Source organism: Nocardia niigatensis NBRC 100131 (assembly GCF_000308655.1).
Classification (GTDB): Bacteria; Actinomycetota; Actinomycetes; order Mycobacteriales; family Mycobacteriaceae; genus Nocardia; species Nocardia niigatensis.
The window spans coordinates 141,405-156,421 of record NZ_BAGC01000040.1; the positions used below are offsets into that span (position 1 = coordinate 141,405).

Below are 15,017 nucleotides of genomic sequence, written 5' to 3' on the forward strand. Positions count from 1 at the left end.
CGGTGCTGTCGTACGTGGCCGGCGCGGCGCAGATCGGCGGCGTCGTAGCGGGCGCACCGCTGGCATTGGGGGTGATGCGGCAGACCCGAGCCCGGTTGGAGGGCCGTGCCGGAGCGGGTGTGCTGCAGCCGTGGCGAGACCTGCGCAAGCAGCTCGGCAAGATGGCGATCATTCCGGTCGGTACCACGGTCGTCTTCGCCGCAGCCCCCGTGGTGCTGGCGGGCACGACTCTGCTTGTCGCGGCCATCTCTCCGTTGGTGGCGACCGGTTCTCCGCTCGACGGTGTGGCCGATCTCTTCGCGGTGGTCGGGTTGCTGTTTCTGGGCACGGTCGCGCTCACTCTCGCCGGGATCGACACCGGCACCGCCTTCGGCGGCATGGGTGCCAGCAGAGAAACGGTCATCGCGGCCCTGGTCGAGCCGACCATCCTGCTGTCGGTATTCGCGCTGTCGATTCCGGGCGGCTCGTCGAATCTCGGTGCGCTGGTTGCCGGTACGCTCGCACACCCGAGCCGGGTGGCGTCGCTGACCGGCCTGCTGGCCGCCGCGGCGCTGGTGATCGTGATCATCGCCGAGACCGGGAGGCTGCCGGTCGACAATCCGGCGACGCACCTGGAACTGACCATGATCCACGAGGCGATGGTGCTCGAATACGCCGGCCCGAAGCTGGCGTTCATCGAATGGGCGAGCGCGATGCGCCTGACCGTGCTGCTGGCCTTGCTGGCGAATCTGTTCCTGCCATGGGGGATCGCGGGCACGGAACCGAGTGCGGCCGCGGTCGGGGTGGGTGTGGTCGCGATCGTCTTGAAAGTCCTCGTGCTGGCGGTCGCACTGGCGAGTGCGGAGGTATTCATCGCGAAGCTGCGGCTGTTCCGGGTGCCCGAGCTGCTCGCCGGGTCCTTCCTGCTCGCATTGCTCGCGGTGACCGCGGCGAACTTCTTCACGTCCCATTCCTGATCGGAGACGGAGCGCAATGACCGAGACAGGTTATGTGAGCATGCTGGACCTGGCCGCGGGCGGGCTGGTGCTTGCCGCGGTGTTCGTCGTATGGCGTCGTGATCTGGGTGCCATCGTGCGTTTGCTCGCCGTTCAGGGCATCGCGCTGGCGGCGATTCCGTTGGTGCAGGGCGCGCATCACAGCGAGATCGCATCGCTGGTAGTGGGTTTGGTCGTGCTCGCGCTGCGGGGCGTGGTGCTGCCGCTGCTCCTGGGCCGCGCCGCCGGTGCCGAACGCCGGGAGTATCGCGAAGCGACTCCACTGGTGAACACCGCCTCGTCACTGCTGGTGGCGGCTGCGCTGGTGGTGGTCGCCTTCGCGGTGGCGCGACCGGTGGTGGCGTTGGAACCCGGACCAGCCTCGGATGCCGTGCCCGCGGCCTTCGCCGTGGTGCTGATCGCACTGTTCGTCATGGCGACCCGCCGCCATGCCATCTCCCAGGCCGCCGGATTCCTCATGCTGGACAACGGGATCGCGGCCATGGCTTTCCTGCTCACCGCCGGTGTCCCGCTCATCGTCGAGCTCGGTGTCTCGCTGGATGTGTTCTTCGCCGTCGCGATCATCGGCGTGCTCACCGGACGATTGCGCCGCGCCTTCGGCGGAGCCGACCTCGACCAGTTGCGGGAGCTGCACGACTGATGACGATCCTCGTTTTGCTCGCGATCCTCACTCCGGTCACCGCCGCCGTCGCGGGCGTGGTCGCCGGATGGCGGCGAAGCACAGCGCTTTTCACCACGATGAGCGCCGCGACCATCCTGGTGTGCGCGGCCCTGCTGGGTACCCGGCTCTCCGAGCACGACCACGTTCTCGTCGGCGGCCTATTGCGCGTGGACGCGTTGTCGGTGACCATGCTGGCGGTCATCGGTGTGGTCGGCACGCTGGCCACCTGGGCCGGGATCGGCTACATCGACGCCGAACTCGATCACGGGCACACCGACGCCGACGGGGCGAGACTGTACGCGGCGCTGGTGCCGACGTTCCTGGCCGCCATGGTGGTCGCGGTATGCGCCAACAACATCGGCCTCATCTGGGTCGCGGTGGAGGCCACCACCATCGCCACCGCCTTCCTGGTCGGGCACCGCCGCACCCGCGCGGCGCTCGAGGCGACCTGGAAGTACGTGGTGATCTGCTCGGTCGGGATCATCGTGGCCTTCGGCGGGACCGTGCTGCTGTACTTCGCGGCCCGGCACACGGGCGCGCCGTCCGAACACGCCCTCGACCTCGACGTGCTCACTGCTCACGCCGCCGCCCTGGATCCCGCCGTCACCCGATTGGCCGGTGGACTGCTGTTGATCGGCTATTGCGCCAAAGTTGGTTTGGTGCCGTTTCACACCTGGCTCGCCGATGCCCACAGCCAGGCCCCCGCGCCGGTGTCGGCATTGATGAGCGGGGTGCTGCTATCGGTCGCCTTCTCCGTGGTGCTCCGGATGAAGGCGCTCGTCGACGCCGCCGCGGGTCCCGGCTATCTGCGGACCGGGCTATTGGTCGTGGGACTGGCCACCTTGGCGGTGGCGGCGCTGCTGCTCACCGTCACCAGAGATCTCAAGCGCATGCTCGCCTACTCGTCGATGGAGAACATGGGCCTGATCGCAGTCGCCGCCGCGGCAGGCACGAAACTCGCTGTCGCCGCGCTGCTCCTCCATGTGCTCGCGCACGGGATCGGGAAGACCGTGTTGTTCCTGTCCACCGGGCCATTGCAGGCCGCGCACGATTCGACCGCCATCGCGGCCATTCGAGCGGTGGCCGGCCGGTCGACTCTGATCGGCACGAGTTTCGCGGTAGGTATGGTCACCTTGCTCGGTCTGCCGCCGTTCGCGATGTTCGCCAGCGAACTGGCCATCGCTCGATCTCTCGCGGATGCCCGGCTGGCCTGGGCGCTGGCCGTGGCGATGCTGCTGATCGCGATCGCGTTCGCCGCACTCGTGCGAAACTCGAGCCGCATCCTACTCGGTCCCGCCTCCAGCGCTGCGCCCGCGATCGCGGTACCGGTGACGCTGGCGGGCGCACTCGTGGCCGGGGCCGTGGCGGCGGTCGTGCTCGGCGTGACCGCCGGACCGCTGACCAGCCTGTTCACGACCGCCGCGACCCAGGTGGCGACACGATGACCGGACCCCGGCGCAGCCGCCGCGCCGTCACCGCCGCAGAGCTGCGTGACGCGGCCGAAGAATTGTTCGATGCCGGATACCGGCTCGCGCTGGTCGCCGCCCACGACGACGGAGCGTGGCTGCGGGTGGTGTATCTGTTCCTCGCCGGCCGCCCGGACCGACGCGCCGAGCTGGAATGCTCACTCCCCGCGGAGGATCCGGTGCTGCCGTCGCTGGCGTATCTCTCGTTCCCGGCCGGGCGATTCGAGCGGGAGATGGCGGATCTGTACGGTATCCGGCTGAGCGGCCATCCGCGACCACGGCGACTGGTGCGGCACGCACACTGGCCCGAGGATTGGCATCCGATGCGCGAGTATTCGACTGTGGCACCGGATTTCGGCTCGGTGGATGAACTTCGGTTCCTCACCGTCGCAGGTGATGGCGTGTATGAGATCCCGGTCGGGCCGGTGCACGCCGGCCTGATCGAGCCAGGCCATTTCCGTTTCTCCGTCGTGGGCGAGACCATCGTGCGGCTCAAGGCGCGGCTATGGTGGGTGCATCGCGGGATCGAGCGCCAGTTCCAGGGGCGTCCCGCGAGCGCGGCGACCGATCTGGCCGAACGCATCAGCGGCGACACCTCCGCCGCGCATGCCCTCGCCCACAGTCTCGCCGTCGAGGAAGCCTGCGACATCCAGCTTCCCGCTACGGTGCACCGGCTGCGCGCCATGCTCGTCGAGCTGGAACGGCTCTACAACTACGCGGCCGATCTGGGCGCGCTCGCCAATGACGTCGGGTTCGGCCTGTCCAACGCGCATGCCCTGCGCATCCGCGAGCAGCTATTGCGCATCAACGCCACCGTCACCGGAAATCGACTGCTGCGCAGCGCCATCCATCCCGGTGGCGTCGCCGTCCATGCCCTGCCCGACCCGGCCCGGCTCCAGAATCTGGCCGCCGACCTCGCCGAGATCGCCGAGCTGACCCTGGGCAACGCCGTTGTCTACGACCGCTTCGCCGGCACCGGCGTGCTCGCGGGCGACGACGCTCGTGCGCTGGGCTGCCTGGGATATGTCGCCCGCGCCAGCGGACTGGTCACCGACGCTCGTCTCGACCACCCCGTCGTCGAACTGCCGGTGAGCGACAGCGGCGCGCGCGACGGAGACGTGCTGAGCCGCTACACGATACGGCGTGACGAGTTCGCCGCGTCCGTCCGGATCATCGGGGAACTGATCGACAACCACTCCGGCCCAACGCAATTCATGCAGCGTGACGGTGTCCCGGGGCAGGCGGGCAGTGGCGTCGGCATTGTGGAGGGCTGGCGAGGCACGATCGTGCATCGGGTCGAGATCAATGATTCCGGCCGGATCACCCGGGCCAAGGTCGTCGACCCGTCCTGGTTCAACTGGCCCGCCCTGCCGGTCGCCATGGTCGACACGATCGTGCCGGATTTCCCCCTGGTCAACAAGAGTTTCAACCTGTCCTACGCGGGCAACGACCTTTGACCCGCCCGGCCCCAATGCCAGGCGTGTCTTCGGCCCCATCCCGCTCAGCCAGCCAATATCTGTGAAACACCCCCTCGGATGAAGACCACGATGACGACGCTCTCGGTATCGACGCCCGTTCTCGCCGAACTCCTGACTGCGAACGGCTGCCGCCGAAGTTCGGTGATCGTGTCCGCCCGCCGGCCGCGCCTCCTGGCCTGCGGCTGATGGAACACCCCGTACTACAAGGACTCGGTCGCCAGCGGCACCGTCGAGGGGCGCCGACGGCCGAAAAGATCGCCGAAATCGGAACTCCGGCCGGATCGTCCCACTCCGAGGCCACGGAAGGGCGTTGCGCGATAGGCGTGCAGCAACGCGAGTTCGGATGCGCGGCAGGGATTCCCGAGGCCGGGTCCAATCGTGACGACGCCAAGCCGATGGCACCGCACCACCCGATCGGGTGTAGCGACACCGGCGACGCCTTCGACCCAGTTGAAGATCTCGGGATGGACTGTCGGAGCGGTGGTGAGTCCGGAAACCGTCGATGCGGTCACGAGAGTGATTCTCCTTTGCCGTGATTCGGCGGATTGATGATCGTCTGTGGGATCTGCGCCGGAGGGTAACCGTTCGAGCGGAGAGAAAGGACCCTGCCGACGTGCCGGGCAACCGCAGGTACCAGACGCTCGTCGTGCAAGTCCGGCAGCGTCCGATCGGAGTGGGTGGTGAGCAACGCGATCGCCCGCGCCGCGGCGACCAGCGCATCGACCGTCAACACCGGGTATCCGTGCCCGCAATGGGCGCTGAGCAGCCCCGGCAAGGCCAGTGCGGCGCACTCGAACGGATCGGGCGGAACCACGACCGTCCGATCCGAAGCCACCGAAGACGGTGAATCGGTGAGATCGACGAGAATGTCGTGCCCGGCGACGAGCTGCCGCAAAGACAGCGACCCCGGCCCCGCATCACGCCAATGTGTGACACTGCCCGTGCCCGAAGCGAGCAGCACCGGTTCCAGTTTCGGTGCGGCATCGCCGCCGACCAGCACCACGCTGCCGCGACCGGGGGCTCGTCCACGGTTGCGTAGCGTGGAGACCGCCGCCGCCGAGAGTCCGGCGGTCAGCACATCGATCTCGGCGACGACCAGCGGTCCGCGGGCCGCCGCAACCACGGCCTGAACCATGATCGACTGCACCGCGTCGAGCCCGATCACGAATACCGCCGCGACCCGCGACGGCAGATCCAGCACCCGATCGGCAACGGCTTGCGGACGACGATCGTTGAGCGGCAGCGGGATTGCGCGCATGGCAGTGGACTCCTCCAGCAACGCCGCGTAGTGCTCCATCGCGCCCCAGCACGATCGTCGCGATCGATCCAGGAGGCCACGCGTTCGCGTGTCCGACACCGCCACCACGCCCACATCGATACCGGCCGCAGCCGGCCTACCCCATCTCACCGCGTCACCCGCGGCGGAATCGACAGTCACCGCCGACGCCTCGCTCCCACGAATTCGATTCGATACGAAATAGGCAAATTCGAAAAATTGCAGTCAATGAGCATGTGCCGACGCCCTATCCGACGATCAGCCTGCTGCTTCGCCGGCGAAGCTCGAGCCCGACAGTTCCTCCAACAGCTCGATCTGACCTGCCACAACTCCCGTCAAGATCGCCCGCGCCGCGGCCAGCAGATCAGCCACCTCAGGCGAGGTGAGCACATACGAAACGGACAGTCCCTCGCGACGTGCGGTCACCAAACCCGTACGACGCAGGATGGCCAGCTGTTGCGAAAGATTCGCCGGCTCAATGCCGATCTCGAGCAGCATCTCCGACACCGCATACTCACGCTCACTGAGCAGCTCGAGCACCCTGATCCGCACCGGGTGCCCCAGGGTTTTGAAGAAGTCGGCCTTCATCCGATAGAGCGGCTGCCGCACATCCGTCACTGCGCCCTCCACCTTCGAACACCGGTAGGAATATACTGCTTTCGAATCTTAGCAACTTACAAGGCCGGAAGCGTCAAGTCCGCACACGGACATGGATGACCCCTCCGCGCACGGCCGGGAGGTGGCCGACGCCATCTCCGGCGCACGCGATGTCGAAATCGAGCGCTGCGGAAACTAGGGCTGCTTGGAGCGCCCCGACCAGGTCAATCGCACCATCAAGAAATTCTGATGGCACGTAGGCCGCTGTTTTCGGGGTCGGGACGGTAGGAGAAGCGCCCGGTCAGCACCGGCAGCCGGGCGAATCCGGTGGCGCGGTATCACCTCGGCTCGCTGCTCGCGCGCGGGGTCGAACACGAATTCGTGCCTACCCCGGATATCGGTCGGCGATCGGACCTATTCCGGCTAGCGTGCCGACACAGTGGATTCGAGTGTCACGGTGATCACGTCGCGGTCGACGAAGACGCTGACCGCGTCCGGGTATGCGTCTCGGACCGCCTGCTCGACGATTCGAGCGTTATGCCCGCACATCAGCACGATCGCCAGGGTGTCCGAGGTCAGAACGTGCACGGCGGCATGGTCGGCGACGACGGAACAGCCCAGCAGAGGCAGCTCCAGCGCCCTGATCCCCCGCTCGAGTTCGAGGATCGCCTTCATCCGCCGGCTCCGGTCGGCTCCCCCTGCCGACGTGATCGCCGGTCCGGAAAGACTGCTCCGGGGATGACACGACCGGAAGCGGTTCGGAGTGATCATGGACGGCTCCTCGCGGTCGATCGGATCACCATGGTTGCTCACCGCAGCTCCTCACTCCGACTGCTCGGGTCGACGGTGGTAGGCGAAAAAGCCGTTCGGAAAGGTCAGCCGCGGCCGTGGCGTTGTTCGTATGCCCTGCGGGCGGCGGCCCCGCGCTCGCGTTCGCGCTGGTCAGCCAGATCGGGGTCCAGGCCGTGCTTGGCCAGACGGGCTCGCCGGTACACATACATCAACGCGGCGGTGAAGTAGATCAGCGGCAGGTACAGCAGCGCCATCATCGCCCATCCCATCCACAGCGGACCGGGGATGAGCAGGAACAGGCACAGCGGCGGGATGATCGGGATCAGGATGCGCAGCAGGTAGCGGCGCGCCGCACCCGGTCCGGTGAGGTCGTTGATCACCCAGTCCGACATGGACGCGGGCAGGGTGCCACCCGCGATGTAGCGGATCCGCTGCACAAGGGTAGGGGTCGTGGGACCGGTCATCGTGTACTCCCTACCAGGGCGGGCGCCAACTCCCGGGCACAGGCGATGGCGTCGGGCGTGTGGGTGAACAAGTGCGCGGAACCGCCTGCCGGTAGCGCATCCATCGCGGCCAAACGTCGATGGTGGTTTTCGCGCAGCCCTGACATCAACACGATGATGTGGCGATGCTCGAGCTTTTCGATGGCGTCCTTGAGCACGAGCGCACCGGTGGTGTCCAGGGCGGTGACATGGGACATGCGCAGGATCACCACGTGCACGTCCGACACCTCCGCCAGCTCCAGCAGGAAGCGGTGCGCGGCGGCGAAGAACAGCGGGCCGTCGAGACGGTAGGCGACGATGTGCTCGTCGAGCAGCTCGTGTTCCTCGGCCAGATGGTCTGCCTCGTCGAGCGGAATCTGGTGCAGCCGTGCCTCTTTCGCGACCGCGCGCAGGGCCAGCACCACGGCGATGCCGACGCCGACCGCGACCGCGGTGACCAGATCCATGGCGACCGTGACCAGGAAGGTGATCCCCATGATCGCCGCGTCACCCTTGGACGCCCGGGCGATGGCGGACAGCGACGCCGTCTCGACCATGCGGACGGTCGTGGCCAGCAGCACGCCGGCCAAGGCCGCCAGCGGAATGTGCCCGACCAGCGGCGCCGCCAGATAGATGATCGCGGCCAGCACCACGGCGTGGATGAGTGCCGCCAACCGCGTGCGCGCCCCCGACCGCACGTTCACCGCGGTGCGGGCGATCGCCCCGGTCGCGGGAACACCGCCGAACAGCGGCGCGGCGATATTGGCCAAGCCCTGGCCGAACAGTTCGCGATCGGGGTTGTGGCGGGTGCCGACCGCCATGGAGTCCGCGGCGGTGGCCGACAGCAGCGATTCCAGCGCCGCCAGCGCCGCCACCGCCAACGCGGGCGCGATCAGCGCGCCCAGCTGACCCGGGTCGACGAAATCCAGGGTGGGAGCCTGCAATCCGGCCGGGATCGAGCCGATACGGGCCAGCGGCAGATCGAACGCCGCGGCGGCGATCGTCGCGAGCGCCACGGCAACCAGCGCGAACGGCAGGCGCGGCAGATACCGGCCACCGATCAGCAGCACGGCGGCGACGAGCAGTGCGGTGACCAGCGGCAGCGGATCCGGGTGCGAGATATATTGGCGCACAGCGTCATAGGCGACCTGCCACACCTTCTCACCGTGCGCGTGCGCGATGCCCAGAGCGGACGGAAACTGCTGCAGCGCGATGACCACCGCGATGCCCGCGGTGAAGCCCTCGATCACCGGGGCGGGCATGTAGCGAACCGCCCTGCCCACCCCGGCGACCGCGAGCACCACCAGCGCGAGGCCGGCCAGCAGCCCCACGGCCAGCACCCCGCCCGATCCATGCTGGTGGAAGATCGGTACTAGCACGACTGTCATCGCACCTGTCGGCCCCGACACCTGGAACCGCGAGCCGCCGAAGACTGCCGCCACCGCGCCGGCCACCACCGCGGTCGCCAGCCCCGCGGCGGCGCCGAGCCCGGAGGAGATGCCGAATCCCAGGGCGAGCGGCAGTGCGACCAGCGCGACGATCAAGCCCGAGAGCAGATCGGCGCCCGGCGCACGCAGCGCCAATCGCCATTCCGACCAGTCGGGTAGTAGCGCTCGCACCGCTAAAGCGCCTGTGCCAGACGCATTTTCAGCGCGGCGAGCTGCTCACGAAGAGCCTCCGGAAGCCGGGCTCCGCCGATCGTGGCGTACCAGTCGTCGATGGACTCGAGTTCGCGCACCCACTCGTCGATATCGACGGCCAGCGCCGCACCGGCCGAGTCGCGATAGGCGGGGGCGAGTCCCTCGAGGTTGAGCGCTTCCGCCGTCGGCACGTATCCGATCGGCGTCTCGACGGCCTCGGCATTTCCGTCGAGGCGGTCCAGCGCCCACTCCAGCACGCGCACATTGTCGCCGAAGCCGGGCCACAGGAACTTGCCCTCGGCACTGCGACGGAACCAGTTGACCTGGAAGATCTTCGGCAGTTGCGCACCCGCGCGCTCCCCCATGGCCAGCCAGTGCGCGAAGTAGTCGCCCACGTGATAGCCCAGGAACGGCAGCATGGCCATCGGGTCACGGCGCACCACACCCACCGCGCCGGTCGCGGCAGCGGTGGTCTCCGAGGACAACACCGAGGCGGTGAACACGCCGTGCGCCCAGTCGAAGGACTCGGCGACCAGCGGGATGGTGGTGGCGCGACGGCCGCCGAAGAAGATCGCCGAGATCGGCACCCCGCGCGGGTCGTTCCATTCGGGAGCCACCGAGGGGCACTGTTCGATCGGGGTGCAGTAGCGCGAGTTCGGGTGCGCGGCCGGGGTTCCCGCGTCAGGAGTCCAGTCCTGGCCGCGCCAGTCGACGAGGTGGACCGGAGGCTGGTCGGTCAGCCCCTCCCACCACACGTCACCATGGTCCGTACGGGCGGTATTGGTGAACAGGGAGTTGCCGACCTCGATGGTGGCGATGGCGTTCGGGTTGGTCTTGGCGCCGGTTCCCGGTGCGACGCCGAAGAATCCGGCCTCCGGGTTCACCGCGTAGAGCCGCCCGTCGGCTCCGAAGCGCATCCACGCGATGTCGTCGCCGACGGTCTCGGCCTTCCAGCCGGGCAGGCTGGGTTCGAGCATGGCGAGATTGGTCTTGCCGCACGAGGACGGGAACGCCGCGGCGATGTAATGCGTCTTCCCCCGTGGCGAGGTGAGCTTCAGGATGAGCATGTGCTCGGCCAGCCAGCCCTCGTCACGGCCCAGGACCGAGGCGATGCGCAGCGCGAAGCACTTCTTGCCCAGCAGCGCGTTGCCGCCGTAGCCGGAGCCGTAGCTCCAGATGGTGCGGGACTCGGGGAAGTGCGCGATGTACTTGGTCTTGTCACACGGCCACGGCACATCGGCCTGGCCCGCGGTGAGCGGCGCGCCCACCGAATGCAGGCACTTCACGAATTCCGTGTCGCTGGTGAGCTTCTCCCACACCGGCGTGCCCGAGCGGGTCATGATCTGCATCGAGACCGCGACGTACTCCGAATCGGTGATCTGCACACCGAATTTCGGATCAGCCGCGTCCAACGGGCCCATGCAGAAGGCGATCACGTACATGGTGCGCCCGGCCATCGCGCCCCGGTAGTGCTCGGTCATGACAGTGCGCATGTCGACCGGATCGACCCAGTTGTTCGTCGGACCAGCGTCGCTCTGGTTCTCCGAGCAGATGAAGGTCCGGTCCTCCACCCGCGCCACATCGTCGGGATCGGAGGCACACCAGAAAGAATTCGGCTTTCCGGTCAGCGGCACGAAGGTGCCCTTCTCGACCAACTGCCCGGTCAGGCTGTCCCATTCTGCGCGAGAGCCATCGCAGAACACGATGGCCTCGGGCGCAGTGAGTTCGGCGACCTCGGCGACCCAGGCCAGCACGGCTTCATGGTCGGTCGGCGTATGCACGGTGCCGGAGGTGGCGGGACGATCAGTCACAGCGACTTTCTCCTTCGCGAAAACTACTAGGTATTAAGTTTAGAAAACCTGCAATCAGCGGGAGCAGGCGGGCCCACGAAAGCGCCTGTCGAGTCAGGCTAGGCGGGCCGCCCCAGGACTTCGGCTTGACCGGCCACGACACCGTTGAGGATGCCGCGAGCAGCGGAGAGCAGCTCGGCGACCTGCGGCGAAGTGAGTTCGTAGGTCACCGACAGGCCCTCGCGCCGAGCCGTGACAAGGCCGGCGCGACGCAAGACCGACAGTTGCTGCGACAGGTTCGCAGCCTCGATGCCGATCTCATCGAGCATCTCCGAGACGGTGTGCTCACGTTCGCTGAGCAGTTCCAGCACCCGGATGCGCACAGGATGCCCAAGGGTCTTGAAGAAGTCGGCCTTCATCTGATAGAGCGGCCGCTGCATTCCAGGCATTCGATGCCACTCCTTACTCCCTCGAGCTGACGCGCGTGCGGGCAACTCTCCACTGTTTGCAGAGTTTAGCAAACAACATAAGCATGCCCAGCCCGAGTGCCTGTGCGCGACGCGTCAGGGTGTTGTCGATGAGCGCGGAGTCGGAACGACATGCCCACTGTGGCAACAGGAGTCGGGACCTCGACGCTCAGCGATGTCACACGCCCCGGCGAACAAATGCCGATGCGACTACGAAAACCACCAGGGCATGGGCATCTGGGCCATGAGTTCAGCCGGGCCGGCCCGCCAACGGGGATGAGCAGTTGGACAACACACGCACTAAAACTCGCCCGACACGCGGGTGGGAAACCAAGCCCCCTCCGCCCGGCGGCGCAGCGCCTCGAGCGGAAGAGGAACGCGACTGGCGGCGAGGACCTGATTGCCGTCGTAACCGGCGAACATGTCGCCATCCAGCAGCACCCGGTGCGGAAAGACCGCGTAGGCCACGTCCAACGAGTCCAGCGGGGCGATCAGGTTCAGCAGGTACACGCCATCGGGTCGCAGCACTCGGGCCACCTGGTCGGTGAACTCGCCGCCGGTTATGCCCTGCCCCATCTGCAGCCCCTCGAACGCGTCCGCGACCACCACGTCCGCGGAAGCCGTGGGCAGCGCCGAGATTTCCGTCACGCCGTCACCGATTCGCAACTCGACGCCCGGTACCGCCCGCAGGCCCAGGCGCTCGTCGACGAACTCCGCCAATGCCGCGTCCGCCTCGATCACCAGATTCCGGGAGCCGGGCCGCACCGCGGAGACGTAACGGGGGAACGTGCCGGCGCCGCCGCCGACGTGCACCACGTCCAGCGGCGCACCGGAGGGCTCCAAGGAGTCGACGACATAGGCCAGATACCGGACGTATTCGAACTCGAGATAGGTCGGATCATCGAGGTCGACGTACGACTGGGAGATGCCGTCTACCGTCAACAGCCAACCGCCCGGCCGGTCCGCATCAGCCGACAGCTCCGCGCTGCCGAATCGCACCGCGCATGTCCCCGGCACCGGTCCACGCACTGCTCGGCCGCTCTCTCTACCGGGGTCATCAAGCATGCTGATCATCAGTCCATGATCACCGAGCGGTCTTCCCATGGTTCTCTCCGGTCCGGTGATTCCGGGCTTGTCCCAGCAGCTTTCCATCACGCGCCGCGCCGGTCACCGCCCGCCGGGCGACGCCACGGCAAGGGCCGAACCCGGTGGCATCCAATCCTGTTGACATTGCGTCTGGTTGCAAACTTTCTAAGGTAGAAATACTACGTCCGCTCGCGCCGTGAAAGTGAGGCATCAGCCAGTGACCATCCGTATCGACTCCGGTCACGGGAACAACGCGGCCCGGCGCGGAAGGCCCGACTCGCGAAGCCTCGGAGCCGCAGTGGTCGCGGTGTGGGGACGCCACGGCGATCGAAGCAACAGCTCGTGCTGGATGGCGATGGAGGATTACGCGGCGCTGCTGACCGATCACACGGTGCTGCACGCCTCGGTCGTCCCGTTCACAACGGGTCGGCCGTATTCGGTTGCCACGCGGATCGCGAAACTACCGAAACACCTCACCGCGGTTTTCCTGATCGGACTGAAGGCGGCGGAATCCGCTGCCGTGCAATCGATCACAGCCGCCTCCAGCGGGCGATTGGTGATCTCCGAGACCGACGCACTCACCGCCACCGTGGCCGCCGCAGCGGTAACGGCACTGCGCGCCAGGAAAATACCACTACGACACAGCAGGCTGGCGGTGATCGGCGCGGACCGGACACCGCGATTGGAGGCTGTGCTGCTCGCATGCGGGGCGGCCCATGTCACCGTGCGCGGCAACGAACTTCACGGGCCGGCAATCCGGCAGTTGATCGTCGACCACGACATCACGGTCGACCTGACCGGTCAAGACTCGATGTGGGCGGTCCCCAGGCGTACGCTCGCGGTCCCCGCGGACTCCTACCATTTCGCCGCGCTGGCACTGCCCGGCCTCCTCGGCGCACTGTGCGGTCACGGCGCGACACAGGTCACGGTCGATGCTCTGGCCGCTGCCGCGCGAGCGCTCGCACTCATCACTCCCGTCGGCCGCACACTGCCCGATGCGCGCGACCACCGACTCGACCGGACAGTCGCGCAACACGTCACCCGGGTTCTCGGCGCACCAACCCAGAGCTGACCCCAGGCGTACCGATTCCGGTCATGCCCCGGGTCCCGTGTTCCGAAGGCCACTCTCACTCCACTCGGCCGATCGATCCCCGGAAATGGTTCATCCCGAGACGACGGTACGGCCGGCCGCTCGTTCGGGACCGGTGTCGTTGGTACGGGCGACCTCGTATCCGAGGAGGTGTTCGGCTTCTTCGATGCCGCCCTGCAGGTCGCCGACGGCGTGCATTTTCGAAAAGTCCAGGCCGATGGTGACCAGCGTGAGCGCGATCTCCGGGGACAGGCCGGTGAGGATGACGCCGACGCCCATGAGCCCGGCGGCGTCGACAATGTGGACCAGATGGTTGGCGACCGTCGAGTCGATGGTGGGCACACCGGTGATGTCGATGACCACGAACTTGGCACGGTTGGCACGAATCGCGCCGAGTAGCTGTCGAGTGAGCTGACGGGCCCGTTGCGCGTCGAGTACGCCGATGATCGGCAGGATCAGCAACTGCTCACGGACCTTCAGCACGGGAGTGGACAGTTCCCGGATGGCTTTCTGCTGTTGGAAGATGACCCGCTCGCGCTCCTGCACGAACGACACGCCGACGGTCTCGGCGATGCGATTGGCGGCCGGCTCGTAGGTGTCGAGTACGCGATTGAGCAGTTCGAAGTCGGACTGATACTTCTCGAACAGGCTGCGCGCCAGCACATCCCGCAGCAACAGCACGATCCCGAGCACCTCATCGGTCTCGACGCCGCGCGGGATGATGCGCTCGGACAGGTCGCGGGCATAACTCCGCAGCGCCTCGACCTCACCTGTTTCCAGGACCGCGACATAGTTGTCGTACACCGAAGTGGCCTCGGAGAAGATCTCCTCCGATGTCATCGCCGTCAACAGTCGGGCATCGGTGATCCGGTGGGCCCACTCCCTGCGCAGCGCGGTTCGCTTCTGCCTCAGATGCTCGACCAGCTGTGGCAGCAACAACTCCCCGTGCACGGGTGCCGCGACATCGGTCACCTTGGATGTCGTCGACATTCAGCTTCTCCAGGGATCCCAGCAGTGACGCGGCAATCATATCCGGCTTATCTGCCAACTTCACCTCATCTGCATTTGCTAAAGTTAGCAAATATCAAGGGAGGTAATGAATGCGTTCGACGCCGATCAGCGCGCTGCTCCGCGGGCAGATCCTGCGTTGCTCCGACTGTGGGCTGCTGTGCCGGACTTCCGCGCTGCGCCCTGGAG

Annotated in this window: 14 protein-coding genes and 1 pseudogene; 5 read left to right on the forward strand and 10 right to left on the reverse strand. The window is 67.1% G+C overall.

The genetic code is table 11. The annotated features are described in order from the left end of the window. The first annotated feature begins 5 nt into the window (after positions 1-5). From ON33_RS13400 to ON33_RS13415, 4 genes are read left to right on the forward strand one after another with little or no spacing between them, the layout of a single operon-like run. Entirely contained in the window at positions 6-956 is a 951-nt protein-coding gene (locus tag ON33_RS13400) for a respiratory chain complex I subunit 1 family protein (protein WP_085996747.1), read from the forward strand. A gap of 16 nt (positions 957-972) precedes the next feature. Next, complete coding sequence (locus ON33_RS13405; protein ID WP_040858842.1) at positions 973-1,635, forward strand: hypothetical protein; 663 nt, start codon at positions 973-975, stop codon at positions 1,633-1,635. Further along, positions 1,635-3,101: a proton-conducting transporter transmembrane domain-containing protein gene (locus ON33_RS13410; RefSeq protein ID WP_040858843.1), complete on the forward strand. Its 1,467-nt coding sequence runs from the start codon at positions 1,635-1,637 to the stop codon at positions 3,099-3,101. Before ON33_RS13405 ends, ON33_RS13410 begins: the two co-directional genes overlap by 1 nt. Then, positions 3,098-4,579: a hydrogenase large subunit gene (locus ON33_RS13415; RefSeq protein WP_040858844.1), complete on the forward strand. Its 1,482-nt coding sequence runs from the start codon at positions 3,098-3,100 to the stop codon at positions 4,577-4,579. The genes ON33_RS13410 and ON33_RS13415 overlap by 4 nt, the downstream gene beginning before the upstream one ends. A gap of 224 nt (positions 4,580-4,803) precedes the next feature. Here the strand turns inward: ON33_RS13415 and ON33_RS41180 are convergent. From ON33_RS41180 to ON33_RS13460, 9 genes and pseudogenes are all read right to left on the reverse strand, one after another. Beyond that, positions 4,804-4,964, reverse strand: a pseudogene (locus ON33_RS41180) (phosphoenolpyruvate carboxykinase domain-containing protein); the annotation flags it as partial. Positions 4,965-5,108: 144 nt separating this feature from the next. Continuing rightward, positions 5,109-6,038, reverse strand: a complete 930-nt coding sequence (locus ON33_RS13425; protein WP_063710992.1) for a hypothetical protein — start codon at positions 6,036-6,038, stop codon at positions 5,109-5,111. Positions 6,039-6,134: 96 nt separating this feature from the next. Further along, positions 6,135-6,464 carry an ArsR/SmtB family transcription factor gene (locus ON33_RS13430; protein ID WP_040859186.1) on the reverse strand — a complete coding sequence of 110 codons (330 nt, stop codon included), beginning with the start codon at positions 6,462-6,464 and terminating at the stop codon, positions 6,135-6,137. A 432-nt stretch (positions 6,465-6,896) separates the two neighbouring features. Then, complete coding sequence (locus ON33_RS13435; protein WP_040858846.1) at positions 6,897-7,148, reverse strand: hypothetical protein; 252 nt, start codon at positions 7,146-7,148, stop codon at positions 6,897-6,899. A gap of 200 nt (positions 7,149-7,348) precedes the next feature. Further along, on the reverse strand, positions 7,349-7,729 hold the full coding sequence (locus ON33_RS13440) for a DUF5313 family protein (RefSeq protein ID WP_040858847.1): 381 nt from the start codon (positions 7,727-7,729) through the stop codon (positions 7,349-7,351). Next, complete coding sequence (locus ON33_RS13445; RefSeq protein WP_051152042.1) at positions 7,726-9,366, reverse strand: SulP family inorganic anion transporter; 1,641 nt, start codon at positions 9,364-9,366, stop codon at positions 7,726-7,728. Before ON33_RS13445 ends, ON33_RS13440 begins: the two co-directional genes overlap by 4 nt. 2 nt (positions 9,367-9,368) lie before the next feature. Beyond that, positions 9,369-11,198, reverse strand: coding sequence for a phosphoenolpyruvate carboxykinase (GTP) (locus ON33_RS13450; protein WP_051152044.1), 1,830 nt, complete (start codon positions 11,196-11,198; stop codon positions 9,369-9,371). Positions 11,199-11,296: 98 nt separating this feature from the next. Beyond that, positions 11,297-11,626, reverse strand: a complete 330-nt coding sequence (locus ON33_RS13455) for an ArsR/SmtB family transcription factor (RefSeq protein ID WP_040858848.1) — start codon at positions 11,624-11,626, stop codon at positions 11,297-11,299. 318 nt (positions 11,627-11,944) lie between these two features. Further along, complete coding sequence (locus ON33_RS13460) at positions 11,945-12,643, reverse strand: spermidine synthase (RefSeq protein WP_051152046.1); 699 nt, start codon at positions 12,641-12,643, stop codon at positions 11,945-11,947. Positions 12,644-13,079: 436 nt separating this feature from the next. On the opposite strand from ON33_RS13460, the gene ON33_RS13465 reads away from it, so the two are divergent. Further along, positions 13,080-13,802 carry a hypothetical protein gene (locus ON33_RS13465; RefSeq protein ID WP_157184520.1) on the forward strand — a complete coding sequence of 241 codons (723 nt, stop codon included), beginning with the start codon at positions 13,080-13,082 and terminating at the stop codon, positions 13,800-13,802. A gap of 90 nt (positions 13,803-13,892) precedes the next feature. Here the strand turns inward: ON33_RS13465 and ON33_RS13470 are convergent, their stop codons facing one another. Continuing rightward, positions 13,893-14,810: an STAS domain-containing protein gene (locus ON33_RS13470; protein WP_040858849.1), complete on the reverse strand. Its 918-nt coding sequence runs from the start codon at positions 14,808-14,810 to the stop codon at positions 13,893-13,895. Between the last annotated feature and the right edge of the window lie 207 nt (positions 14,811-15,017).

Excerpts from the sequence above, each read along its gene's own strand:
- ON33_RS13435 (WP_040858846.1), bottom strand. The coding sequence starts at position 7,148 with ATGAAGGCGATCCTCGAACTCGAGCGGGGGATCAGGGCGCTGGAGCTG.
- ON33_RS13430 (WP_040859186.1), bottom strand. The coding sequence starts at position 6,464 with ATGAAGGCCGACTTCTTCAAAACCCTGGGGCACCCGGTGCGGATCAGG.
- ON33_RS13440 (WP_040858847.1), bottom strand. The coding sequence starts at position 7,729 with ATGACCGGTCCCACGACCCCTACCCTTGTGCAGCGGATCCGCTACATC.
- ON33_RS13470 (WP_040858849.1), bottom strand. The coding sequence starts at position 14,810 with ATGTCGACGACATCCAAGGTGACCGATGTCGCGGCACCCGTGCACGGG.
- ON33_RS13405 (WP_040858842.1), top strand. The coding sequence starts at position 973 with ATGACCGAGACAGGTTATGTGAGCATGCTGGACCTGGCCGCGGGCGGG.
- ON33_RS13455 (WP_040858848.1), bottom strand. The coding sequence starts at position 11,626 with ATGCCTGGAATGCAGCGGCCGCTCTATCAGATGAAGGCCGACTTCTTC.
- ON33_RS13410 (WP_040858843.1), top strand. The coding sequence starts at position 1,635 with ATGACGATCCTCGTTTTGCTCGCGATCCTCACTCCGGTCACCGCCGCC.
- ON33_RS13465 (WP_157184520.1), top strand. The coding sequence starts at position 13,080 with ATGGCGATGGAGGATTACGCGGCGCTGCTGACCGATCACACGGTGCTG.
- ON33_RS13415 (WP_040858844.1), top strand. The coding sequence starts at position 3,098 with ATGACCGGACCCCGGCGCAGCCGCCGCGCCGTCACCGCCGCAGAGCTG.